This window comes from Paenibacillus sp. GD4 (genome assembly GCF_030846225.1).
Classification (GTDB): Bacteria; Bacillota; Bacilli; order Paenibacillales; family NBRC-103111; genus Paenibacillus_G; species Paenibacillus_G silviterrae.
The window spans coordinates 396,122-413,975 of the sequence record NZ_JAVCYK010000002.1; the positions used below are offsets into that span (position 1 = coordinate 396,122).

A 17,854-nucleotide genomic window follows, 5' to 3' on the forward strand; every position below is an offset into this window, starting at 1 on the left:
GGCAAGAGCGAACCGGCGAAATAACGAATCGAGGAGAGGGCGAAATGCAGAAGGTTGCGGTTGTCGGGCTGAATAATATCGGGAGGATCCACTGCCGTTCTTACGGTGAGCATCCCGATGCTGAGCTGAAGGCCGTTTGTGATCTGGATCGGGAGCTGGCAGACCGGGCGGCGGCACTGTTCGGAGCGAAGGCGTACTATGACGTGAACCAGATGTTAGAGCAGGAGGAGATCGATCTTGTCAGCGTGGCTACCGGCGGAGTGGAGAACGGTTCCCACCACCATGGCCCGGCGATGGCGGCCATCGCGGCAGGCAAGAGTGTTCTTGTGGAGAAGCCGATCTCCAATGATCTCGGGGAAGCCCGGGAAATGGTCAGCTTCGCGAGGGAAAAGGGGGTCCGACTCGGGTGCAACCTCAACCATCGATTTACCCCTATGGCACGTAAGGCGAAGGAATGGGTCGATGCGGGTGACCTAGGCTCTCTGCTGTTCGTGAACATGAAGCTGACGATAGGCAACGCGAAGGAAACCAGCCCGTGGCTGCACATGCGAGCCCTGCACCCGCACTCCTTCGATGTGCTGAGGTATTTCGCAGGAGATGTCAAGCGGGTTCAAGCTTTCATGACGAAGGCACCGGGGCGCTCCATGTGGTCCACCGCCTCCATCAATCTGGAGTTCGCCTCCGGCGCCGTCGGACACTTGGTAGGCAGCTATGACATGGATAACCGGCATCCGATTGAAGCTTGTGAGGTAGCGGGACATCGGGGGCGCTTTGTGCTCGATAATGTTTATGAGTCATTAACATACTATCCCCACGGACAAGAGGAGCTTCGAGTCTACCGCAACCCCGTGCTTGGTGGCTTTCCAGGCTTCGACGCGACCTTTCGATCCCGTATCGCGACGTTCATTCAGCAGCTCGAGGAAGGGGTCGCTCCCGATCGAATCGAGGCTTCCGGCGCAGACGGGCTAGCCGTTCAAGAGATCATTGAAGCGGCTATTCAATCGCAGCTTGGTGACGGCAAAGTGATAGATGTTGGTCGATGGTAGTTTACATAATAATAGTTATGTAATCTATGAACGTAGAGGCATGGGATACGGCGTTTCGCCGTCCTCCATGCCTCTGCTGCGTGAATTGGCAATATTTAAGGGATTTCTTCCAAACTTGGTTATGTTATAGTAAATATGCCAGCCGGCAAACAACTAGACCAAATGGAGGAAACTGCAGTGAAAATGACAAAGCTCAAAGTCATGCGTTTAACGGCATTCCTATCCACAGCTATAGTGGCCGGGACAAGCTTGATACCTCAAGGACAAGCCTTTGCTGCCCAAATCGGAACTATTGAAGACGGTGTGTATTTCCGCACCGCACCAAATACGGATTCTCGAATCATTCGTATGCTGAAGGAAGACGAGAAAGTAACGATCGTCGAGAAAGTGAACAATTATTGGTATAAGGTCAAAGATAAAAACGGCGATGTAGGCTATGTATCCTCCAACTCTAAATACATAAACGTATCGCAAAGCTCACAGCAGTCTAGTCAGACGGGTACAATCGTCAGCGGTGTCAATATGCGCGCCGGTTCCAGCACGGACTCCCGTGTGATTCGCATGCTGAAAGAAGACGAGAAAGTAACGATACTCGATCAGGTGAACAGCTATTGGTATAAAGTGCGCGACAAGAATGGGGATGTCGGTTACATATCGACAAGCTCGAAATACATTAAGGTATCTGGCAGCTCCTCCGGCGGTTCCTCCGGCGGCTCGTCAAGCGGCGGTTCCTCCGGTAACCAAGGCAGCGCATCGGCCAGAATTGAGAAGGTGATAGCGCTCGGCTACGATTTCTTGGGTACTCCATATGAATTCGGCTCCAATCGAAACAATACCAATACCTTTGATTGCTCTGATTTTGTTCGGCATATCTTCAAGGAAGCAGGCGGTATTACGCTGCCTTCGGACTCGCGTAAGCAAGGCGACTGGGTAAAGGAACACGATACGATTACAACCAATTGGAAGAACTTGAAACGCGGCGACTTGATGTTTTTCATGTCCTACCGCGGAACGGGCTCAGACGATTACCCGAGGTCGAATAAATTAGGACAAAGAATTACGCATGTCGGGATATACTTAGGTGACGGAAAAATGCTGAACACTTGGTCCAACGATTCCGGTGGAGTTCGTGTGGATACGATCGATAACAAGCATTGGGAATACCGGTTTATGTTCGGCGGCAGCGTCATTAAATAATAGGGACTACATAACATTTCATATAAAAGAGCCTGCAGACGTCATGTCTGCGAGGCTCTTTTTCTAATTCCTAGCGGCTCTTTTCTTTGGCGGATAAGGGGTTTCGCAGGTCAAACTCGACTTTGTTGTACCCGTTGCGACCGACGTCCTTCAGGGCACCTTCCTGCCACCTCTGATAAACATAAATAATAAGTGATAAACCGACCATGATCAAGAATACTTGAAAATCATTGAGCCGATTCAGCCGGAACAGCCAGCCCTCAAACAAATAGGGGCTAAGCACAAAGCTCTGCATAGCACCAATGATCACATTCGTTATAAGAAAAATCCAAAATTTACGGTACGTAAAATAAAAAATCCAGATGGTCCCTATGAAAAATACACCGTATACAAAGGAGATGTTGGTGATTTCCCCCCCGGGTGCAATGCTTACGAGCATTTCCCACCAATTAAGAGAATAGGCGATTTCAAAAACGATGGTAACCAGTAGAGCGGTGAAAGTGGCAACGGGAAAATATTTTTTGACCACTTCTTTTTTTAGAAAAAAAAGGGTGAGCCAGGGCACAAGTAATGCGGCCCAAAGCGTGATTACGGTTAGCGACATATGTAAGCCCTCATTTGTTTTTACTAGTAGTTATTTCCATCCCAATAGGAAAATAATCCCTTACGAATGCAAAAAAGGATGTACCTTAAGGCATTGCTTAAGTACATCCTGCTAACGCTTCTTGAATTTGATTCGGCGGAACCGGCTTACTGATATAGTAGCCTTGTATTTGATCGCAGCGGTAGGATTTCAGAAGCTCCAGCTGCTCCACCGTCTCCACACCTTCGGCTACAACGGTCATATCCAGTTGATGAGCCATCTCGATTAGGGTAGAGATGATGACCTGGTTACGCGGGTTATCCTTCAATTGGTCAATCAAGGTTTTGTCAATCTTCATAATATGGATGGGAAGCTGGCACACGTATTTCATCGAAGAGTACCCTGCCCCAAAGTCGTCAATAGAAAGCGTAAATCCGAGTTCACGCAAACGCAGGAAAACATCGATAATCTCATCGAACTTTTCAATGGCGAAGCTTTCCGTTACTTCCAGCTCAAAATGATGCGGGACTGCCTTCTCCTCCATAAAAATGAGCTGCAGTCTCTCAACAAATCCTGGCTCCAGCAGCTGGATACCGGAAATATTAATGGCCACCAGGAGGGACATATCCGGATTCCGGCTTTGCCATTCAGCGTATTGACGGCACGCTGCCCGGATAATCCATTCTCCAATATCGTGAATCAATCCTGAGGATTCAATGATCGGAATGAATTCGTAGGGCGATACGGCTCCTAGCTCCGGATTCGTCCACCGGAGCAGAGCCTCGACTCCAGTCATTTTATCAAGTTGAAGGTTCCACTTCGGTTGATAATGCAAGGAAAGCTCCTTGTTATCGATGGCGGTTTTCAGATGCTGTTCGATCTTCAATCTGCGGGTTCTTACCGTATCAAGCGATTCGGTATACAAGCGATAGTTGTTTTTACCGGCTTCCTTCACATCCAGCATGGCCGTGTCGGAGTAGTGAAGCAAGCTTTCCGCCGTGTCGCCATGCTCCGGATAAAGACTAATCCCAATACTCGCTGAAATCATAGTGCGGCAGCCTTCAAGCTCGAAGGGGGACCCTATGGTTTCCTTGATCACCTGTGCCAAATGCTCTACCTTACTGGCTTTCCTGTTGCGGAAAGTAATGATACAAAACTCGTCTCCTCCCATGCGGCAAAGCACATCGTCTGCATCGATGCAATCCTGCAATCTTTCGGCCGTACTGATTAACAGCAAGTCACCGGCCCTGTGCCCCATCGTATCGTTAATCAATTTGAATCGATCCAAATCAACGAACAATACGGCAAAGGGAATATTGCGGTGTATGTAATCCTCCAAGCATTGATAAAACGCCTTGCGATTGGGAATGCCGGTTAACGTATCATGCCAGGCTTGATAGTGGATTTCCGTTTGCGCCTGCTGAAGAGAAGCCATCATGTGATTGAAGGATCTTTCAAGCATAGTCATTTCATCATTGCCGGATTCCTGAAGGCGAATCGAGAAATCCTGATGATTTTTAATGCGATTCATCCCAATCACGGTGTGCTGAAGTCTAGTAAACAACGTTTTCTGCAGAACGATAATAATAATGAGAAAGAACAGTAAAGCGGAAAGTGCATAATAAACTAAATAAAAGTTGATGCTCCTTTGGGCTTCCTTATATAAGTCGCGGGGCTTTTCAAACTGCAGAACGAGCGCCGGCCGATTCTCAAAGTCGGTAAGCAGGCAGAAGCCGCGGTTTACATCTTCATCCGTTTCCGTCCAGAACAGCGCATCACGTTTGCCGGGCAAGTATACAGGGACAGCTTCGGCAGGCGGACGGTAGGAGGGATCCACCACCTTGATTTGCAAGGGCATGTCCGATTTTTGAGCAATATATTGAATGTAATTTGCATCGAGAAACCGGGCAAACAGCAGCGTTCCCCGAACGGGACCTAGGTTGTCGCTGGTCAAAATCGGATAAGACGCGGCAATGATCGGCTGGCCGTCGATCACCAGCAGCCCTTGCTTTCGAGCCAAGGAATCGGGTTGTTCGAGAAAGGCGGAATGATCCTTTAGCAGCGCATCGATGAACTTGGACGGATAATTCAGCGGCCGGAAGCCTGCATAATCATATGCTTTCGCGAAATAGACCTCCTTCCGGCTGTTCATAAGCAGTACAACGTTCAAACGGCTGGAGGTAAACAAGGAATCCGTGTAGTTTACTGTCAGATAAGGGTCGTTCGGCGTGGGAATGGGTGTTCGGTTAATGAAGCTGTACGTATCGTCCCATCCGGCATAATTGATGGCAATCGCTCCGAGATTCGTATATTCGTCGTAATAGGCAAGTAGGCTTTGTTTCATGCTCTCGTGCATAGTACTGCTTTCCATCTTCTTGTAATTTTCCAGCAGCGTATTTTCGGAAATGAGATAAAGAACGGAGAACAAGATCAGTGTTGTCACCAGTATGTAGAGCATGATTTTCCTGCGTAGCGGCATAGTGATTTCAACCCCCGATGACATTCCATTGATGTAATTGTTGATAACACATTACGTGACTTTTAGCTCATTATAAACGACAAATTATGACAAGGCAATGGGGTATGAGCTGCTTTTGAAAATGCTTCCTTAGAAAGATATAACAACTCGCAGGGGAAAGTTGAAAAGGGGCCAGCCTATGGCAGACCCCTAAATGAACTTTGTGCATCAATTAACCGAGGAAAGCGATGGAACGCTTCGTTTTCCGCGCAAAGGCGATTGGATTGTCGATGGCTTCCCAGTGAATGTACATTAACCTGGGACTATCATTCAACCAGTGATTATGCAGAGCAGTCACTTTGATTCCATTTCTTTGGAGATTGCGAATCAACCGATTGGCCTGATTTTGAAATACAGCTGTTTCTCCCAAGCATAAAGCGCGTCCGGAGCTGTCCAGTGACTCGAAGGAGAACAGCTGATAACGGACTAAAGGAGAATTCGTGCGTCTGCCAAGAATCGTAGCGTTTAATCTTCTGGATCGACTTACAAAGCATACAGGTCCCGGATCGATTTCATGCTCTCCACCTAAAATCCTTGAGAACTGATTGCACAATCTTCTGAAGCGCGGGCTAACGTTAACCATGCTGGTAATCTACCTCCCCATTGTGGATGAGATATTGTATAAGAATAAGGGGGGAAGCGATTGTGCATGAGCCTACACATACCATATTTTGGCATTTGCCCTATTGGGATTAGTAGTACCAAGCCCTGGAAGCAGAAAAGACCGTCGGAAACTGCTCAGCGATCCCGCTCGTCATCACGTCGGCCATCATTAAAGCTCGTGGTTCGACTCGGTCATTTGTAGCGACGTTTTCTTCATAATTTCCGGCAATTCGAGCTGCCACTTCGCTGCTGAGAAGGTTCAGATGCTCATGCATCATAGCAGTCCATTGGGCTCTAGACCAAAAAGGATTGATATTGCTTAGAAATTCGGCTATAGCATCGGCGTTCCTAAACCATCTTTTTTGAGCAGCTTGAGCAGCAACCGTATTTCCCGCCTGAAGCGCTTTGACGAGTTCGGCAGCAATCGTGAGATGTTCCCGAAGCAGCTGGGCAAATTGCGCTGCGATACGTGAGCCGTAAAGAGGCCCAAGGACGGCGGCAAAATCGGAAGGGTTTCTCAGAAGCCTGGCTGTCGTAACATTCTCATCCGGAAGACGCCCAACGATGCTATTTACCGTTAGTCTCGTCCAATACACATGCTGTTCCCATAAAGCCCTCAGTTTTTGGTTTAACTCTACTTTCGACGGTGTCCAAGCAGCAGAATATGACTGACGATGGATAAATGAGATCGGACCATAATTCACTGGCGTAACGCTCCTTTTTACTACTTTCCTTCAGTATATGGGCGAAAAACACAAGTGTGCTATTGCCTTGCATAGGTTTGACGCTTTAATACCAAGGTGGAATAGTGAAACGAAGATATATCGCCCGGTACCTACAGGTGCCGGGTTTTTGTTCATTAATACAACTAAAACGCAACTGGATAGAGGCTTATAGACTGTATTATGATCGAAGTGCAAAGCTGCAATCTATTGGATGCGGAGGAACCCATGATGATTATTGATGGAAGCGGGAATGCGAGCAAGCCCTCAGAAATGTCGCCCGCCGGCGCGGCGCCGGTCCCCGCCCCCGATTTCAGCCGGATACGTCCGGACGATTTCGCCGATGAAGATTACATTTCCCCACAAGTATGGTTGAACGACCGCAGAGGAATCCCGTATTACTTCAAGCACTTTCACACGGTGGCCAATGCAGTGCGGTTGGAGGGGCCTCATCGCGGTTTCGTCGATATTGCGGTGCATCGCAGTCCAGAGCATAACTACCCCTATAATGCGCGAGTACAAGAGAATCACCTCTGGTTTGCTTATTTCTACACCAATCCTTCGTCATGGAATCTGTACTACGGCATGCCCCAGGTCCAATATCGGCTGGAGGCGGTACTGGAGCACCTGCTAACCTTGCAGGGACCGGAAGGAGCGTTCTCCGAGTACAGCCCGGGAGGCTACAACTTGCCGGGAACGTCATTCGCACTGCAATTCCTCGGTCAAACCGTCCGACTGCTGGAGGAGGCGAAGGAGTCTAATCCCGACTTCCCGTTCATTAACGAGAATCTTTATACCAAGGTATTAGATGCGAGCCGTAAGGCGATTGAACACGTCTTGCATGACAGTGCGCATTGGAAGCACGGCACCGGGTTCACCAATCAATATACATTGATGTGGTCGGCAACCGCCGCCTACTTGGCCTTCCGTCCGGATGGGGCAATCGAATCGAAGCTGCGTGAGAGGATGACCGAATCTGCGAGCGCCTTCATCAGCCCTGCGGGATTTTATTATGAGAATCACGCTTTTGATATGAACTACAACATGGGGGTTCATATTCAGAATATGATGGCGGACTATTACTATTTCAAAGATACTCCGTTAGAGCAAGAAATGATCGAGAAGGAGAGCAGATTTATCGAATGGCTGTCCTACAATCTGGTGCGGGAGCCGGACGGATCATTTTTCACTTCCAATGCTGCTGTTTCCGGGCGTACGGAATCCGCTCACTATGAGAGAAAGGATATTCCGTTAGCAGAGAAGCTGCCGCTGGCTAGAGCCTTTGTCAAGTCGCAGGAAGAGGTGGCTTTGGAGATTCAGCAAGCGAAAAGCGAGATCGTGAAGGACGGCAGCTGGCCTAATGTTCCGGAGCTGCAGAGGAAAGGCGGCAGTGCGTTCAATCCGTACGGCCTGTACAACCGCATCTTGTACCGCTATTATCCCACGGAAGCCGAACGTGCGGAGGCGATCGCCAAGCTTCCGTATCTCGCGAGCGAAAGCTTCAACCATCACCGCAGCGACGACCGCAGCGGTCTTCAGTTCACCTACGTGCGGCGACCGGATTATTATGCTGCGTTTAATGCGGGACCGTGTAAGGTGAACGCTCAGGTATTCGGGATCGGGCTGCTATGGCACCCCCGGGCCGGAATAATACTGTCCAGCCAGACCGAAGCTGCATCCATGAAAGCAGGCAGAGGGCTCTCATGGGGCACGAAACATCATAACAGTCCGCGTGTGTACGAGAACGGAGATGTTTGTCCGCGGTACTATGTTGACGGTCAAGAAGTGATGCCTATATGGGGATGCAGCGATATCGCTTCAGGCGATATCGCGATGAGATACGAGCTCGGGACCGAGGGTCAGAAGACCGTTCACTTCGGAGAAGAGAGCATTTCGGTGACCGTCCGACATCCGAACCGGTTCGAAGAATATCTTCCTCTTATGGCTGCCCCGGGGGATCAGATCGACCTGGAGCAAGGCAGTATTGTGCTGAATCGTGGGGATACCAATATACGAATTACCTTCGATGAGGGTGCTGAAGCCGAGCTTGTACCTAGGAGCTTTCACATGTATTCCTATCAAATGCAAATGCTTATACTGAAGGCTAGTCAAACGCTCCAGTATACTATCAAGATGGGATCGCGCTAAGAACGGTCCGAATCAAGACGCAGAATCGATAGCTTACGACTATTTTGAATTCTGTGTCTTACTCTACTTATTATTTTGTAAGCACTTACTTTAACATATATGGCTTGTGCTACAATATCGAAAAGTGCTTTTTACTATAGAAATGAGGTGATTTACTAGTTTAAGGAAATAAAAGAAAAGGATAAGCGAAATGAAATAAAGGAGGCTTGCACGTTGATGAGGATGAAACGGTCCCTAACTTTAATGTCCTTGCTTACGTTATGCATTTCGATCTTGGCGGCACTGCTATCCCCAATTCTCTTTACCCAGCCGGTGAGTGCAGGCGAGGAGCCTGTTGTCGTTGTGGACGAAAGCGCCGATACTTCGAAGCTGTTCTATAAAACAAACAATGTGGCGGTAAGCACAAGCAGCCCGGAGAGGTATGGAGGGGATAACTCCAGATTTTACAAGTCGTCGAGCGGGGAGGCTTATGTGATTTATAAGACTCCGGATGCAGACACACGCATTTGGAGCGGCTTCCAAATTGTGACGTGGTACAATCGAAGCGGTGCTGGTGTCATGCCCGGGGATATGTCGTTCGAGGCTTCGCCTGATCATACAGTGTACACACCAATTCAGGGAGTAACCAAGTCCGTCAGCACGGATCCGTTGGTCGGAGGCTGGGGGAAGGTGACCTGGGAAGCGACGGCTTTGCCGCCCGAGACTCGTTATGTCAAGATTGTGTTCGGAGATACGACAGCGCACCCGAGCAACTGGGCGATTCAAATCGGTAAATCCACTTTGTTCTCGGTATATAACCGGCAGGCGCTGCAGGACGAGATTGACACGTCGCAAACGCTGCTAAGCAGTGCTGTGGTCGGGGAGGGCCCCGGGGAGTACCCTCAAGCGGCGGTTACCGCGTTTGCTTCGGCGATTGAGACAGCTCAATCAGTGAATGCGAATCCTGATGCTATACCGGGCGACCTGCAAGCAGCCTTTACCCAATTGAGGCAAGCCCGCACCACGTTTAAGGATGCCGTCAACATGGCGCTGAACTGGCCTGCAGGGGCCGCTATTACGTCAGCCTCATCAAGTCTCAGTCACATTACGGTCACGTGGCCTGCCGTCATGGAAGCCAATCCATCTTCAAGCGTCGTTTACCATGTATACCAGAATGGCAGCGAGAAGGCTTCCGTTACCGGAACGACCTATACCTTTACAGAACTTAAGCCCCAAGCCAAGTATGAGTTTAGCGTTGTGGCCAGCCTAGGGAATCATGCTTCCAAACCGCTCGGTCCGGCTGTTCTCGCTACCAGCGACATTGGACTCGTTCCGGCTCCTGACTTCAGCTTAATCGACCCGGATGATTTTGCCGATGAGGATTACATTTCACCGGAGGTGTGGGTCAACGATCGCCGGGGGATTCCCTATTATTATAAGCATTTCCACACGGTAGCGAATGCAGTGCGGCTGGATGAGCCGGATCGCGGATTTATCGATATTGTGGTTCACCGCAACCCGGATGATAATTTCCCTTATAATGCGCGTGTTCAGGAAAATCATCTGTGGTTCACCTACTTCTACACGAACCGTTCGTCATGGAATATTTATTATGCCATGCCGCAGGTGAAGTATCGTCTGGAGGCTGTGCTGGAGCATCTCTTAACCTTGCAAAGTCCGGAAGGGGCGTTCTCCGAATATAGTCCGGGAGGCTACAACTTGCCGGGGACGTCGTTTGCTCTCCAATTTCTCGGTCAAACCGTCCGCTTGCTGGAGGAGGCTAAAGCGGCGGATCCCAGCTTCCCGTCCATTGATGATGCGCTATACAATCGGGTGATCGAGGCGAGCCGAAAGGCTATCGTTCACGTTTTAAACGACAGCGCTTTCTGGACCCATGGCACCGCCTATACGAATCAATATACGCTTATGTGGTCGGCGACCGCCGCTTATTTGGCTTATCATCCCGATGCGGCGATCGAAGCGAAGATGCGCGAACGGTTCGATCAATCCTCAGGCGCCTTTATTAGTCCGGCCGGCTTTTATTATGAAAACAGCGGATATGATATGGGCTACAATATGGGGGTCCACATCCAGAATATGATGACGGACTATTATTATTTCAGAAATACCGATCTGGAACAGAAAATGATTATTAAGGAGAGCAAGTTTATCGATTGGCTGTCCTACAATCTGGTGCGGGAGCCGAACGGATCGTTCTTTACGTCGAATGCGGCGGCATCCGGGCGTACAGACTCGGGCCATTACGAAAGAAAAGATATTCCTCTCGCGGAGAAGCTCCCGCTCGCCAGAGCTTTCGTCAAAACGCAGGAGGAAGTTGCGGCGGAGATTGTCAAAGCCAAAAGCGACATTGTGAAGGACGGCATCTGGCCGAATGTGCCGTCTCTGATCTTGAACGGAAACAGCTCCTACAATCCATACGGACTGTATAACCGGATCCTGTACCGTTACTACCCAACGGAGGCCGAGCGTGCGGCGGCGGTTACCCAGCTACCTTACCTTGCTAGCGAGCGATTCAATCACCAGCGTAATGACGATCGCAGCGGACTGCAGTTCACTTACGTACGGCGTCCGGATTATTACGCGGCATTTAACGCGGGGCCGCGCAAGGCAGCCATGCAAGCCTTCGGTCTCGGACTGCTGTGGCATCCGCAAGGCGGCATCATGCTGTCCAGCCAGACCGAATCCTCGTCAGCCTCAACAAACCGCGGATTATCTTGGGGCACGAAGAAGGCTTCGGCCGGCCGGGTTTATGAGAACGGGAATGTGCTTCCGGTCTATCGAATCAACGGACAAACGCTGCAGCCGGCCGTCGGACATGGCGATATAGCGCAGGGCGAGGTGGAGGTTCAATACCAGCTCGGTTCGGCCGGGACGAAATCCGTTACCTTCCTCGAGGACGGTATTTCGGTACAAGTTACCCATGCGGAGCCGTTTGTAGAATATGTACCGATCACGGTAGGAGCGGACGATCAAGTCTCGTTGAGCAGCGGAAGCTTCACGCTCGTACGCGGGAATTCCGTGCTCCAAATTACCTTCGACCAAGGTGCCGTCGCGACTCTGGAGCAGAAGAGCTACCGAATCTATGACAAACGGATTCATATGCTCATGCTGAAGGCTAGCGGCTCATTGTCCTATACGATAACGATGTCCACCGACGATTCGGCGCCAATTACGAAGGCGACTCTGGAGCCTGTCGGCGAGAGCGGCTGGTATACGTCCGAGACTGCGGTAACACTGGACGCGACGGACGAAGGTACCGGCGTGTCGCGTACCGAATACCGGCTGAACGGAGGGGAGTGGAAGCCCTACGAAGGGGCTGTTACCCTCGCTTCCGAGGGGAGGCATGTGCTGGAATACCGCAGCTCTGATCGGGCTGGAAACACAGAAGAGATTCGCACCGCTTCGGTACAGATCGACTTAACGGCTCCGACGATTGTTGTTGTACCGGACCAGGCAAAGCTTTGGCCGCCCAACGGGCGTACGGTGCCGATTCGGATGAACGTGCAGGAGGCTGACCGTATCTCGGGTATAAGCTCCGTTACGCTGGATTCTATTGAAAGCAGCGAACCGGACCCTGAAGGTGCGGCGGAAGCGGAATATGGTACGTACGATACCGAATTCCTGCTGAAGGCGGCAAGAGCAGGCGAGGGAACGGGGAGGGTGTACACCATTACCTATACGGCAACGGACCGGGCGGGGCACCAGAGCAGCGGCACGGCCACGGTCACGATTCCACACGACGCAAGTAATGAATAGTTCAATACACTGCATGCCGAAAAAAGCGTTTGGTCATGTGACCAAACGCTTTTTCCAAACCATTGTTACTTGGGCTTTGCCGCCTTCGCTGCCTTGGCCGTTTCGATGGCTTGGTTGATCTGCTCCTCGAAGCTTCTTAGTGCCGTGTTCGAATCCGTCTTATCCTTAACCATGGTTGCGAAGGAAGTGCCGAAGTCGACGCCGACATCGGTCAGCTGGGAATCCCGCGGCTCCGATGGAGGTGCATCTGGATAATAGAATAGGGCACCTACGTTTTTGCCCTGCCATTCCGGAACATTTTGCCCGAACGCCTTCTTCACGGCAGAGCTCTTAAGAGTGGTTCCCTGTCCATTCTTGGACAGAAGCGTCTGCATTTCCTCGGAGAGCATATAAGCGATGACCTCGAAGGCCTCGTCCTTGTACTTTGACGTCTGGGCGACGAACAGCGACAAGGTAGCGGGCTTGAACCCGACATTCGGCTTCTCCTTCAGGCTTGGAACCGACACCACATCCCAATTGAGCTGAGGGTTGGCGCGAACGGCGCCGATAATGCCGGGATGGCTGTTGACCATGGTTGCGATCGTTCCCTTAGAGAAATCGCCGAGGGGTGCGATGACGGCATTCGGGATATCGAAGAAGCGCTTCAAGTTGTCATACAGCAGCTTGTAGCCGTCATTATGAATAGTTGCTTTGTCTTCCTTCGGATGGAGAGGGCTGAGAGACAGCTGGTTATTCAGCATAATATTGTTGGGCTGCGTTGTAAACCCTTGATACGTAACCGCTCCGTCCGTCCGGGTCAAAGCCCGGGAAAGCTCATACACATCGTCCCATGTCATGCCGTCCTTCGGGTATGCGACGCCAAACCGGTCGAAAATATCCTTATTGTAAAATAAAGCATACTTATTCATTGTTAAAGGCAGGCTGTATAGCTTCTTCTCACTGCTTTGGGCAAGCGTATGGGCCAGCACGTTGGGCTCGATGGCATCCAGATTGAAGTTATGCTTCTTGACCAGATCCTGCAAGTCGTAGTGGAAGCCGTTCGTAATGACCCTGCTTGTGGTAAATGCGGCAGATTCATAAATAATGTCCGGCAGCGTACCCTGTGCGATCAAATCGGCATACTCGCTTCCTTTCCCTCTGTTTATAAAGTTCAAGGTAATATGGGGAAATTTTGCTTTTAAGGCATCCTGGATCGCAGGGTCCAATGTAGCCTCAAGCGTACTTTGCGCGAAATACCAGGTCAGAGTTACCGGATCCTTCGACTTCGGTGGAGCGGGCTCCCCTGTTGATTTGACCGCTTCGCCTCCGCTGCAGCCGGACATTAAAGCAACGCTCAAAAGGCAGCTTACCCAAACGGCTTTTCTCTTTTTTACCATGACAATCAACCTCCGTTTTTCAATAGTGTTCAGCAGGTCCCTGTCAATAAATCTCATTGGTGTCTGTGTCATGCGCGCTTTTCTAAACGAAAACGCTGTCATTTTCCAATTCAGCAGTTCATTCGTTCAGCAGATGAAACGTGTTCTAGCGGGGGATAACGTTATGGTACAATAAAATATAAGCATGATATAGTTGAGTTTTTGTTGAATATAAAATGAAAGGGCATGTGTATCCTATGGCCAGAAAAAAGTCTGTCACTTTGCCTATGTTAGCCGAAAAGCTGGGGTTAAGCGTGTACACCGTATCCAAAGCGCTGCGCGGGCTTCCCGGGATGTCCGAGACGACAAGAAAAGAAGTCATACAACTGGCCAAGGAGCTCGGATATTTGACGAAGGATCAGGAGCGAAGCCTCCTATATGAGGGAATTCCACGGCTCTCCATTCAGCAAAGGCGTTTCCTGTTGGTTACCAGCTCACATTATTCTTATACCATTCAGCAATTGTTCATTGGCTTGAAGGAAAGGATGCTGGAGCTGGGCCACAAGGTTGATATCGTCTTCATGCCGCAGTCGCTGTCACCCGAAGGGTTCGAGGATTGGGCGGAGCAAGAGGGCATCGTGTACTCGGACGGATTGTTTATTGCCCCGCTGATTCCTGAGCCGCTGGAGGCCTTACTGCTTGAGCTGAAGCATCCGCGGGTACTGATTAATTTTCCACCTCTAGGTGCTAAGGTGGACAGTATCATTTGGGATATTCACGAAGCCACCATTCAATCGGTGCATCATTTAATTGCAAACGGTCATCGCAATATCATGTACGTTGGAGATACGACCAAAACCCGAGGGTACAAGCATCGCTGGGACGCATTTCAGCTGACGATGAAGCAGGCAGGCATTGAGGTTGAAGAGAGCAGCCATTTTATCGGGCTCTCCACGATTGATCCGAAGTGGATTGCGACGTTCCAAAGTCATCTTGAGCGCAACAATCCGACGGCACTGATCTGTTCTTCCCAATCGACCAATTTGTCCTGGCTGTTCTATGCCTGCAGCGAAGCCGGCCTTAAGATACCCGGGGATATGTCGATTATCCTTATCGATTACCTGCAGGCCAGCATCGTTCCGGATATTACACGTCCCGTGCTGTTTATGCAGGAGACGGGGTACCGGGCCGCCGACCGAATGCTGTGGCGGATCGCCAATACTCAAATGCCTTACGAGCATATTCGCGTACAAGGCACGTTCTACAATGGGTCGACCGTCAGGAATTTGTGAATGGAAATATTGCAAGCCACAGAAGCCGCCGTACTGATGCCTAGAGGCCGAACCTGAACCGGCATGCTGGTTCAGAGTCGGCCTCTGTAGTAAACAGAAAGCGATTAAGGTGCTTCTACCTTCAACTGATCAAAGTAAAAGCTCCCTGTATGTCCATCGCCAATGCCAAGCCGAACGCCGCCCAGATTGGCCGCAGCGCTGCGGAAGTCGGCATTCGCAAGACGGCGGATCCCGTCCACATACAGATCGAACTTGTCGGTATCGGTATTCATCACCAACAGCAGCTCATACCAAGTACCCGCCGTAAAGCTTTGCAGGGTAGTCAGTGTGGTACCGTTATAGGCCTTAATGGAGCCGGAATCGAAAGCTACACTTATAGCCGGTGTTCCTGAGCCGTCGAGAATATAGGGAGCCATCTTCCAGCCGCCCGTCTGCTCAGGGCGAACCCGAAGCTGAAGGGAGACAATCCCGGCGGAAGGTGCCCATGTTATTTGGGCATTCGTCGTTGTTGCGGAGACGGACTTGCTCAGCAGCACGCTTTTATCCGTCGTGCTCGGCATATTGGCTGTTTGTACACTGCCGCTGCCGGTGGTAACCGTCCATCCTGCAGGTATTGTGCCGGCTGTTCCTCCGTCGAAGTCTTCCTCCAACAGGACGATGGGGGATTCCGTGTAGGCGGAGCTAACGCCTGCTTCGCCCTTGACCGCGGGATCCTGCGTTTCGTTTCCGGACCATAGATTATTCATGGCCCCGACACCAGTCTGCTCGTAGGTCAGAGCTGCACCCGATGCTGTATCGATCGATGATTGGACATTGTTTTGTACACGGATGTACTCGCTATAATTGTCGAGATAGAGACCGGCGACAGGGTAACCCATTGCATAGGCGCTTTTGCTCAAATCATGGATGTAATTTCGATCGACAATCGTTCCGGGCTGCCGGCCCAGCGTATAAATGGCTCCTCCGTCATCGTGAAGCTGCATCACATGATGGATGCGATTGGCGCGGATTCGGTTCTTCCGCATCCCGGCTTCACAATTGCAGCCCGCCTGGCCGCCAAGCTGTATCCCCATATAAGGAGAGTACGAGATCTCGTTGTGCTCGATAACGACGCTTTGAACAAAATAGCCTACTATGCCTATGCCATTCGTATACTGCTGTCCAACGCGCGAGACGGTGTTGTTGCCGATCAGCACCTGTGATGTCAGATCGGTGATGGAAGCCGTTTTGGGGGAACGAAGTTCGATACCGTTAGCTGCAATAGCTTCGAAGGTATTGCTTACAATTTGGCTCATCTTGATCCCATTGCCGAGCTTCAGCCCTGTGGCTCCAAGCTGTCGGAAGGTATTGCTTGTAAAACGGAGCTGGTAGCCGTAAGTGGCCTGGACGCTTCCCGGAACTGTTAAAGAGGTGATAGGGGAGACGGCTTGGGTAGCCACAAGGCCGCTGCTGCTTGGACCGTCCCAACCGCTGTGCCGAAAGGTCAGTCCACTGAATTCGAGGTGATGGATCGGATTCGCGGCCGTTCCGTTCAGCTGCAGCAAGACATCCACAACGGGAGCGGTTACCGTCGCACTTGCCATATTTTCACCGCTCCGCGGCTTGTAGTAGAGGATATTGGCGGAACGGTCCAGATACCATTCTCCGGGGGAATCAAGCATTTCGTAGGCGTTCTCAAAGTGATACGCATTGGAGGTATAGAAGGGAACGGATTTTGTAAAAGCGCTGCTTTGCTCCGGCGAGAGAAAGCTGACATAGGCGTAGCTCGCATCCGTCGTAAATGAAGCGATTCTTAGCCGGTTATGATACCAATGGGGCTGAAGCACCATCTCGACCTGATTGAGATGATTCCATGAAGATATCTCTGCCTTGTTGATTTTGTATTGTCTGGTTGTTACATCGGCGCTGATCGCGTCGTAGTAGGCGCCAAGCGAGTTGGCGTCGGTCAGGTTCGGCGTACGGGCGCGAACGGCGGCCGTCTCTCCTACGTACAGCTGACGGAATCGGGAGGTGACGCCGGTTTTCTTGTAGATGCCTGCTATGGAGTCATGCAGGGTCCAGCCTCCGGTAAGCGATTGTCCTCCCGAGATGACGGGGGTTTCGCCGGTGTAGTTTTTCCAGACGACCCGGTGGCCGTTCATACCTGAATCGCGATAATCGAGGACCAACGAATCTGTAAGCGTATACAATCCGCCGCGAAGCATAACGACAATGTCCCCGGTCATGCTGGGATTAACCGTGCGCACTTTGTCCCTAACCCCTGTCAGGGAACATGGGGCCGATACGGAACAAGCGGTGCCGCTTCCGGTTGGAGAAGCGTAGTAGGTCGCCTGGACGGCGGCTGCAGCAGGAGCTTCTTCCGGCAAAATGCCGACAGAGGCCAGCAGCAGGGCGGCCGTCACGGTAAGACCCATTTTGTTTATCCTCATCCATTTTCCTCCTTCATTTTTTGGTGAATCCGCCGAGAACCCAAGTTCAGATCTTCTTATCGCCTCCCTTTTTCTGGATTAACACCAGTTTATCGTTAACGATTCCAGCCGGCAATCTACAAGAATATTGTATATTCCGTTTTGGCGGAGCCGGAGTGGGGCGTTCCGCTCTCATTATCTCGAAACTATCATCGGGAATATCCGA

General features: G+C 50.8%; 11 protein-coding genes. 5 read left to right on the forward strand and 6 right to left on the reverse strand.

The features are described 5' to 3' along the window. Positions 1–44 precede the first annotated feature (44 nt). Both RAC89_RS24980 and RAC89_RS24985 read left to right on the forward strand, forming a co-directional pair. Positions 45–1,046 (forward strand): Gfo/Idh/MocA family protein, encoded by a 1,002-nt coding sequence (locus RAC89_RS24980; protein ID WP_306616455.1) that lies wholly within the window; start codon positions 45–47, stop codon positions 1,044–1,046. 183 nt (positions 1,047–1,229) lie between these two features. After that, positions 1,230–2,243: a C40 family peptidase gene (locus tag RAC89_RS24985; RefSeq protein WP_306617776.1), complete on the forward strand. Its 1,014-nt coding sequence runs from the start codon at positions 1,230–1,232 to the stop codon at positions 2,241–2,243. A gap of 70 nt (positions 2,244–2,313) precedes the next feature. Here RAC89_RS24985 and RAC89_RS24990 read toward each other — a convergent pair whose 3' ends face one another. The 4 genes from RAC89_RS24990 to RAC89_RS25005 form a co-directional block, all read right to left on the reverse strand. Next, the gene (locus RAC89_RS24990) at positions 2,314–2,847 is read right to left on the reverse strand and encodes a hypothetical protein (RefSeq protein ID WP_306616456.1); all 534 of its coding nucleotides are present in this window, start codon (positions 2,845–2,847) and stop codon (positions 2,314–2,316) included. 97 nt (positions 2,848–2,944) lie between these two features. Next, complete coding sequence (locus RAC89_RS24995; RefSeq protein WP_306616457.1) at positions 2,945–5,305, reverse strand: EAL domain-containing protein; 2,361 nt, start codon at positions 5,303–5,305, stop codon at positions 2,945–2,947. A gap of 211 nt (positions 5,306–5,516) precedes the next feature. Then, positions 5,517–5,927: a DUF1259 domain-containing protein gene (locus RAC89_RS25000; RefSeq protein ID WP_284645648.1), complete on the reverse strand. Its 411-nt coding sequence runs from the start codon at positions 5,925–5,927 to the stop codon at positions 5,517–5,519. A 109-nt stretch (positions 5,928–6,036) separates the two neighbouring features. Further along, positions 6,037–6,651: an acetylglutamate kinase gene (locus RAC89_RS25005; RefSeq protein ID WP_306616458.1), complete on the reverse strand. Its 615-nt coding sequence runs from the start codon at positions 6,649–6,651 to the stop codon at positions 6,037–6,039. Positions 6,652–6,897: 246 nt separating this feature from the next. Here RAC89_RS25005 and RAC89_RS25010 point away from each other — a divergent pair, with 246 nt between their 5' ends. Together RAC89_RS25010 and RAC89_RS25015 are read left to right on the forward strand one after the other, a co-directional pair. Continuing rightward, positions 6,898–8,817, forward strand: a complete 1,920-nt coding sequence (locus RAC89_RS25010; protein ID WP_306616459.1) for a hypothetical protein — start codon at positions 6,898–6,900, stop codon at positions 8,815–8,817. Positions 8,818–9,033: 216 nt separating this feature from the next. Continuing rightward, positions 9,034–12,573, forward strand: a complete 3,540-nt coding sequence (locus RAC89_RS25015) for an OmpL47-type beta-barrel domain-containing protein (RefSeq protein WP_373430104.1) — start codon at positions 9,034–9,036, stop codon at positions 12,571–12,573. Positions 12,574–12,638: 65 nt separating this feature from the next. On the opposite strand, the gene RAC89_RS25020 is transcribed toward RAC89_RS25015, so the two are convergent. Then, positions 12,639–13,949, reverse strand: a complete 1,311-nt coding sequence (locus RAC89_RS25020; protein ID WP_306616461.1) for an ABC transporter substrate-binding protein — start codon at positions 13,947–13,949, stop codon at positions 12,639–12,641. Positions 13,950–14,185: 236 nt separating this feature from the next. On the opposite strand from RAC89_RS25020, the gene RAC89_RS25025 reads away from it, so the two are divergent. Next, positions 14,186–15,220 (forward strand): LacI family DNA-binding transcriptional regulator, encoded by a 1,035-nt coding sequence (locus RAC89_RS25025; RefSeq protein WP_306616462.1) that lies wholly within the window; start codon positions 14,186–14,188, stop codon positions 15,218–15,220. Positions 15,221–15,324: 104 nt separating this feature from the next. On the opposite strand, the gene RAC89_RS25030 is transcribed toward RAC89_RS25025, so the two are convergent. Beyond that, positions 15,325–17,649, reverse strand: coding sequence for a right-handed parallel beta-helix repeat-containing protein (locus tag RAC89_RS25030; RefSeq protein ID WP_306616463.1), 2,325 nt, complete (start codon positions 17,647–17,649; stop codon positions 15,325–15,327). Positions 17,650–17,854 lie beyond the last annotated feature (205 nt).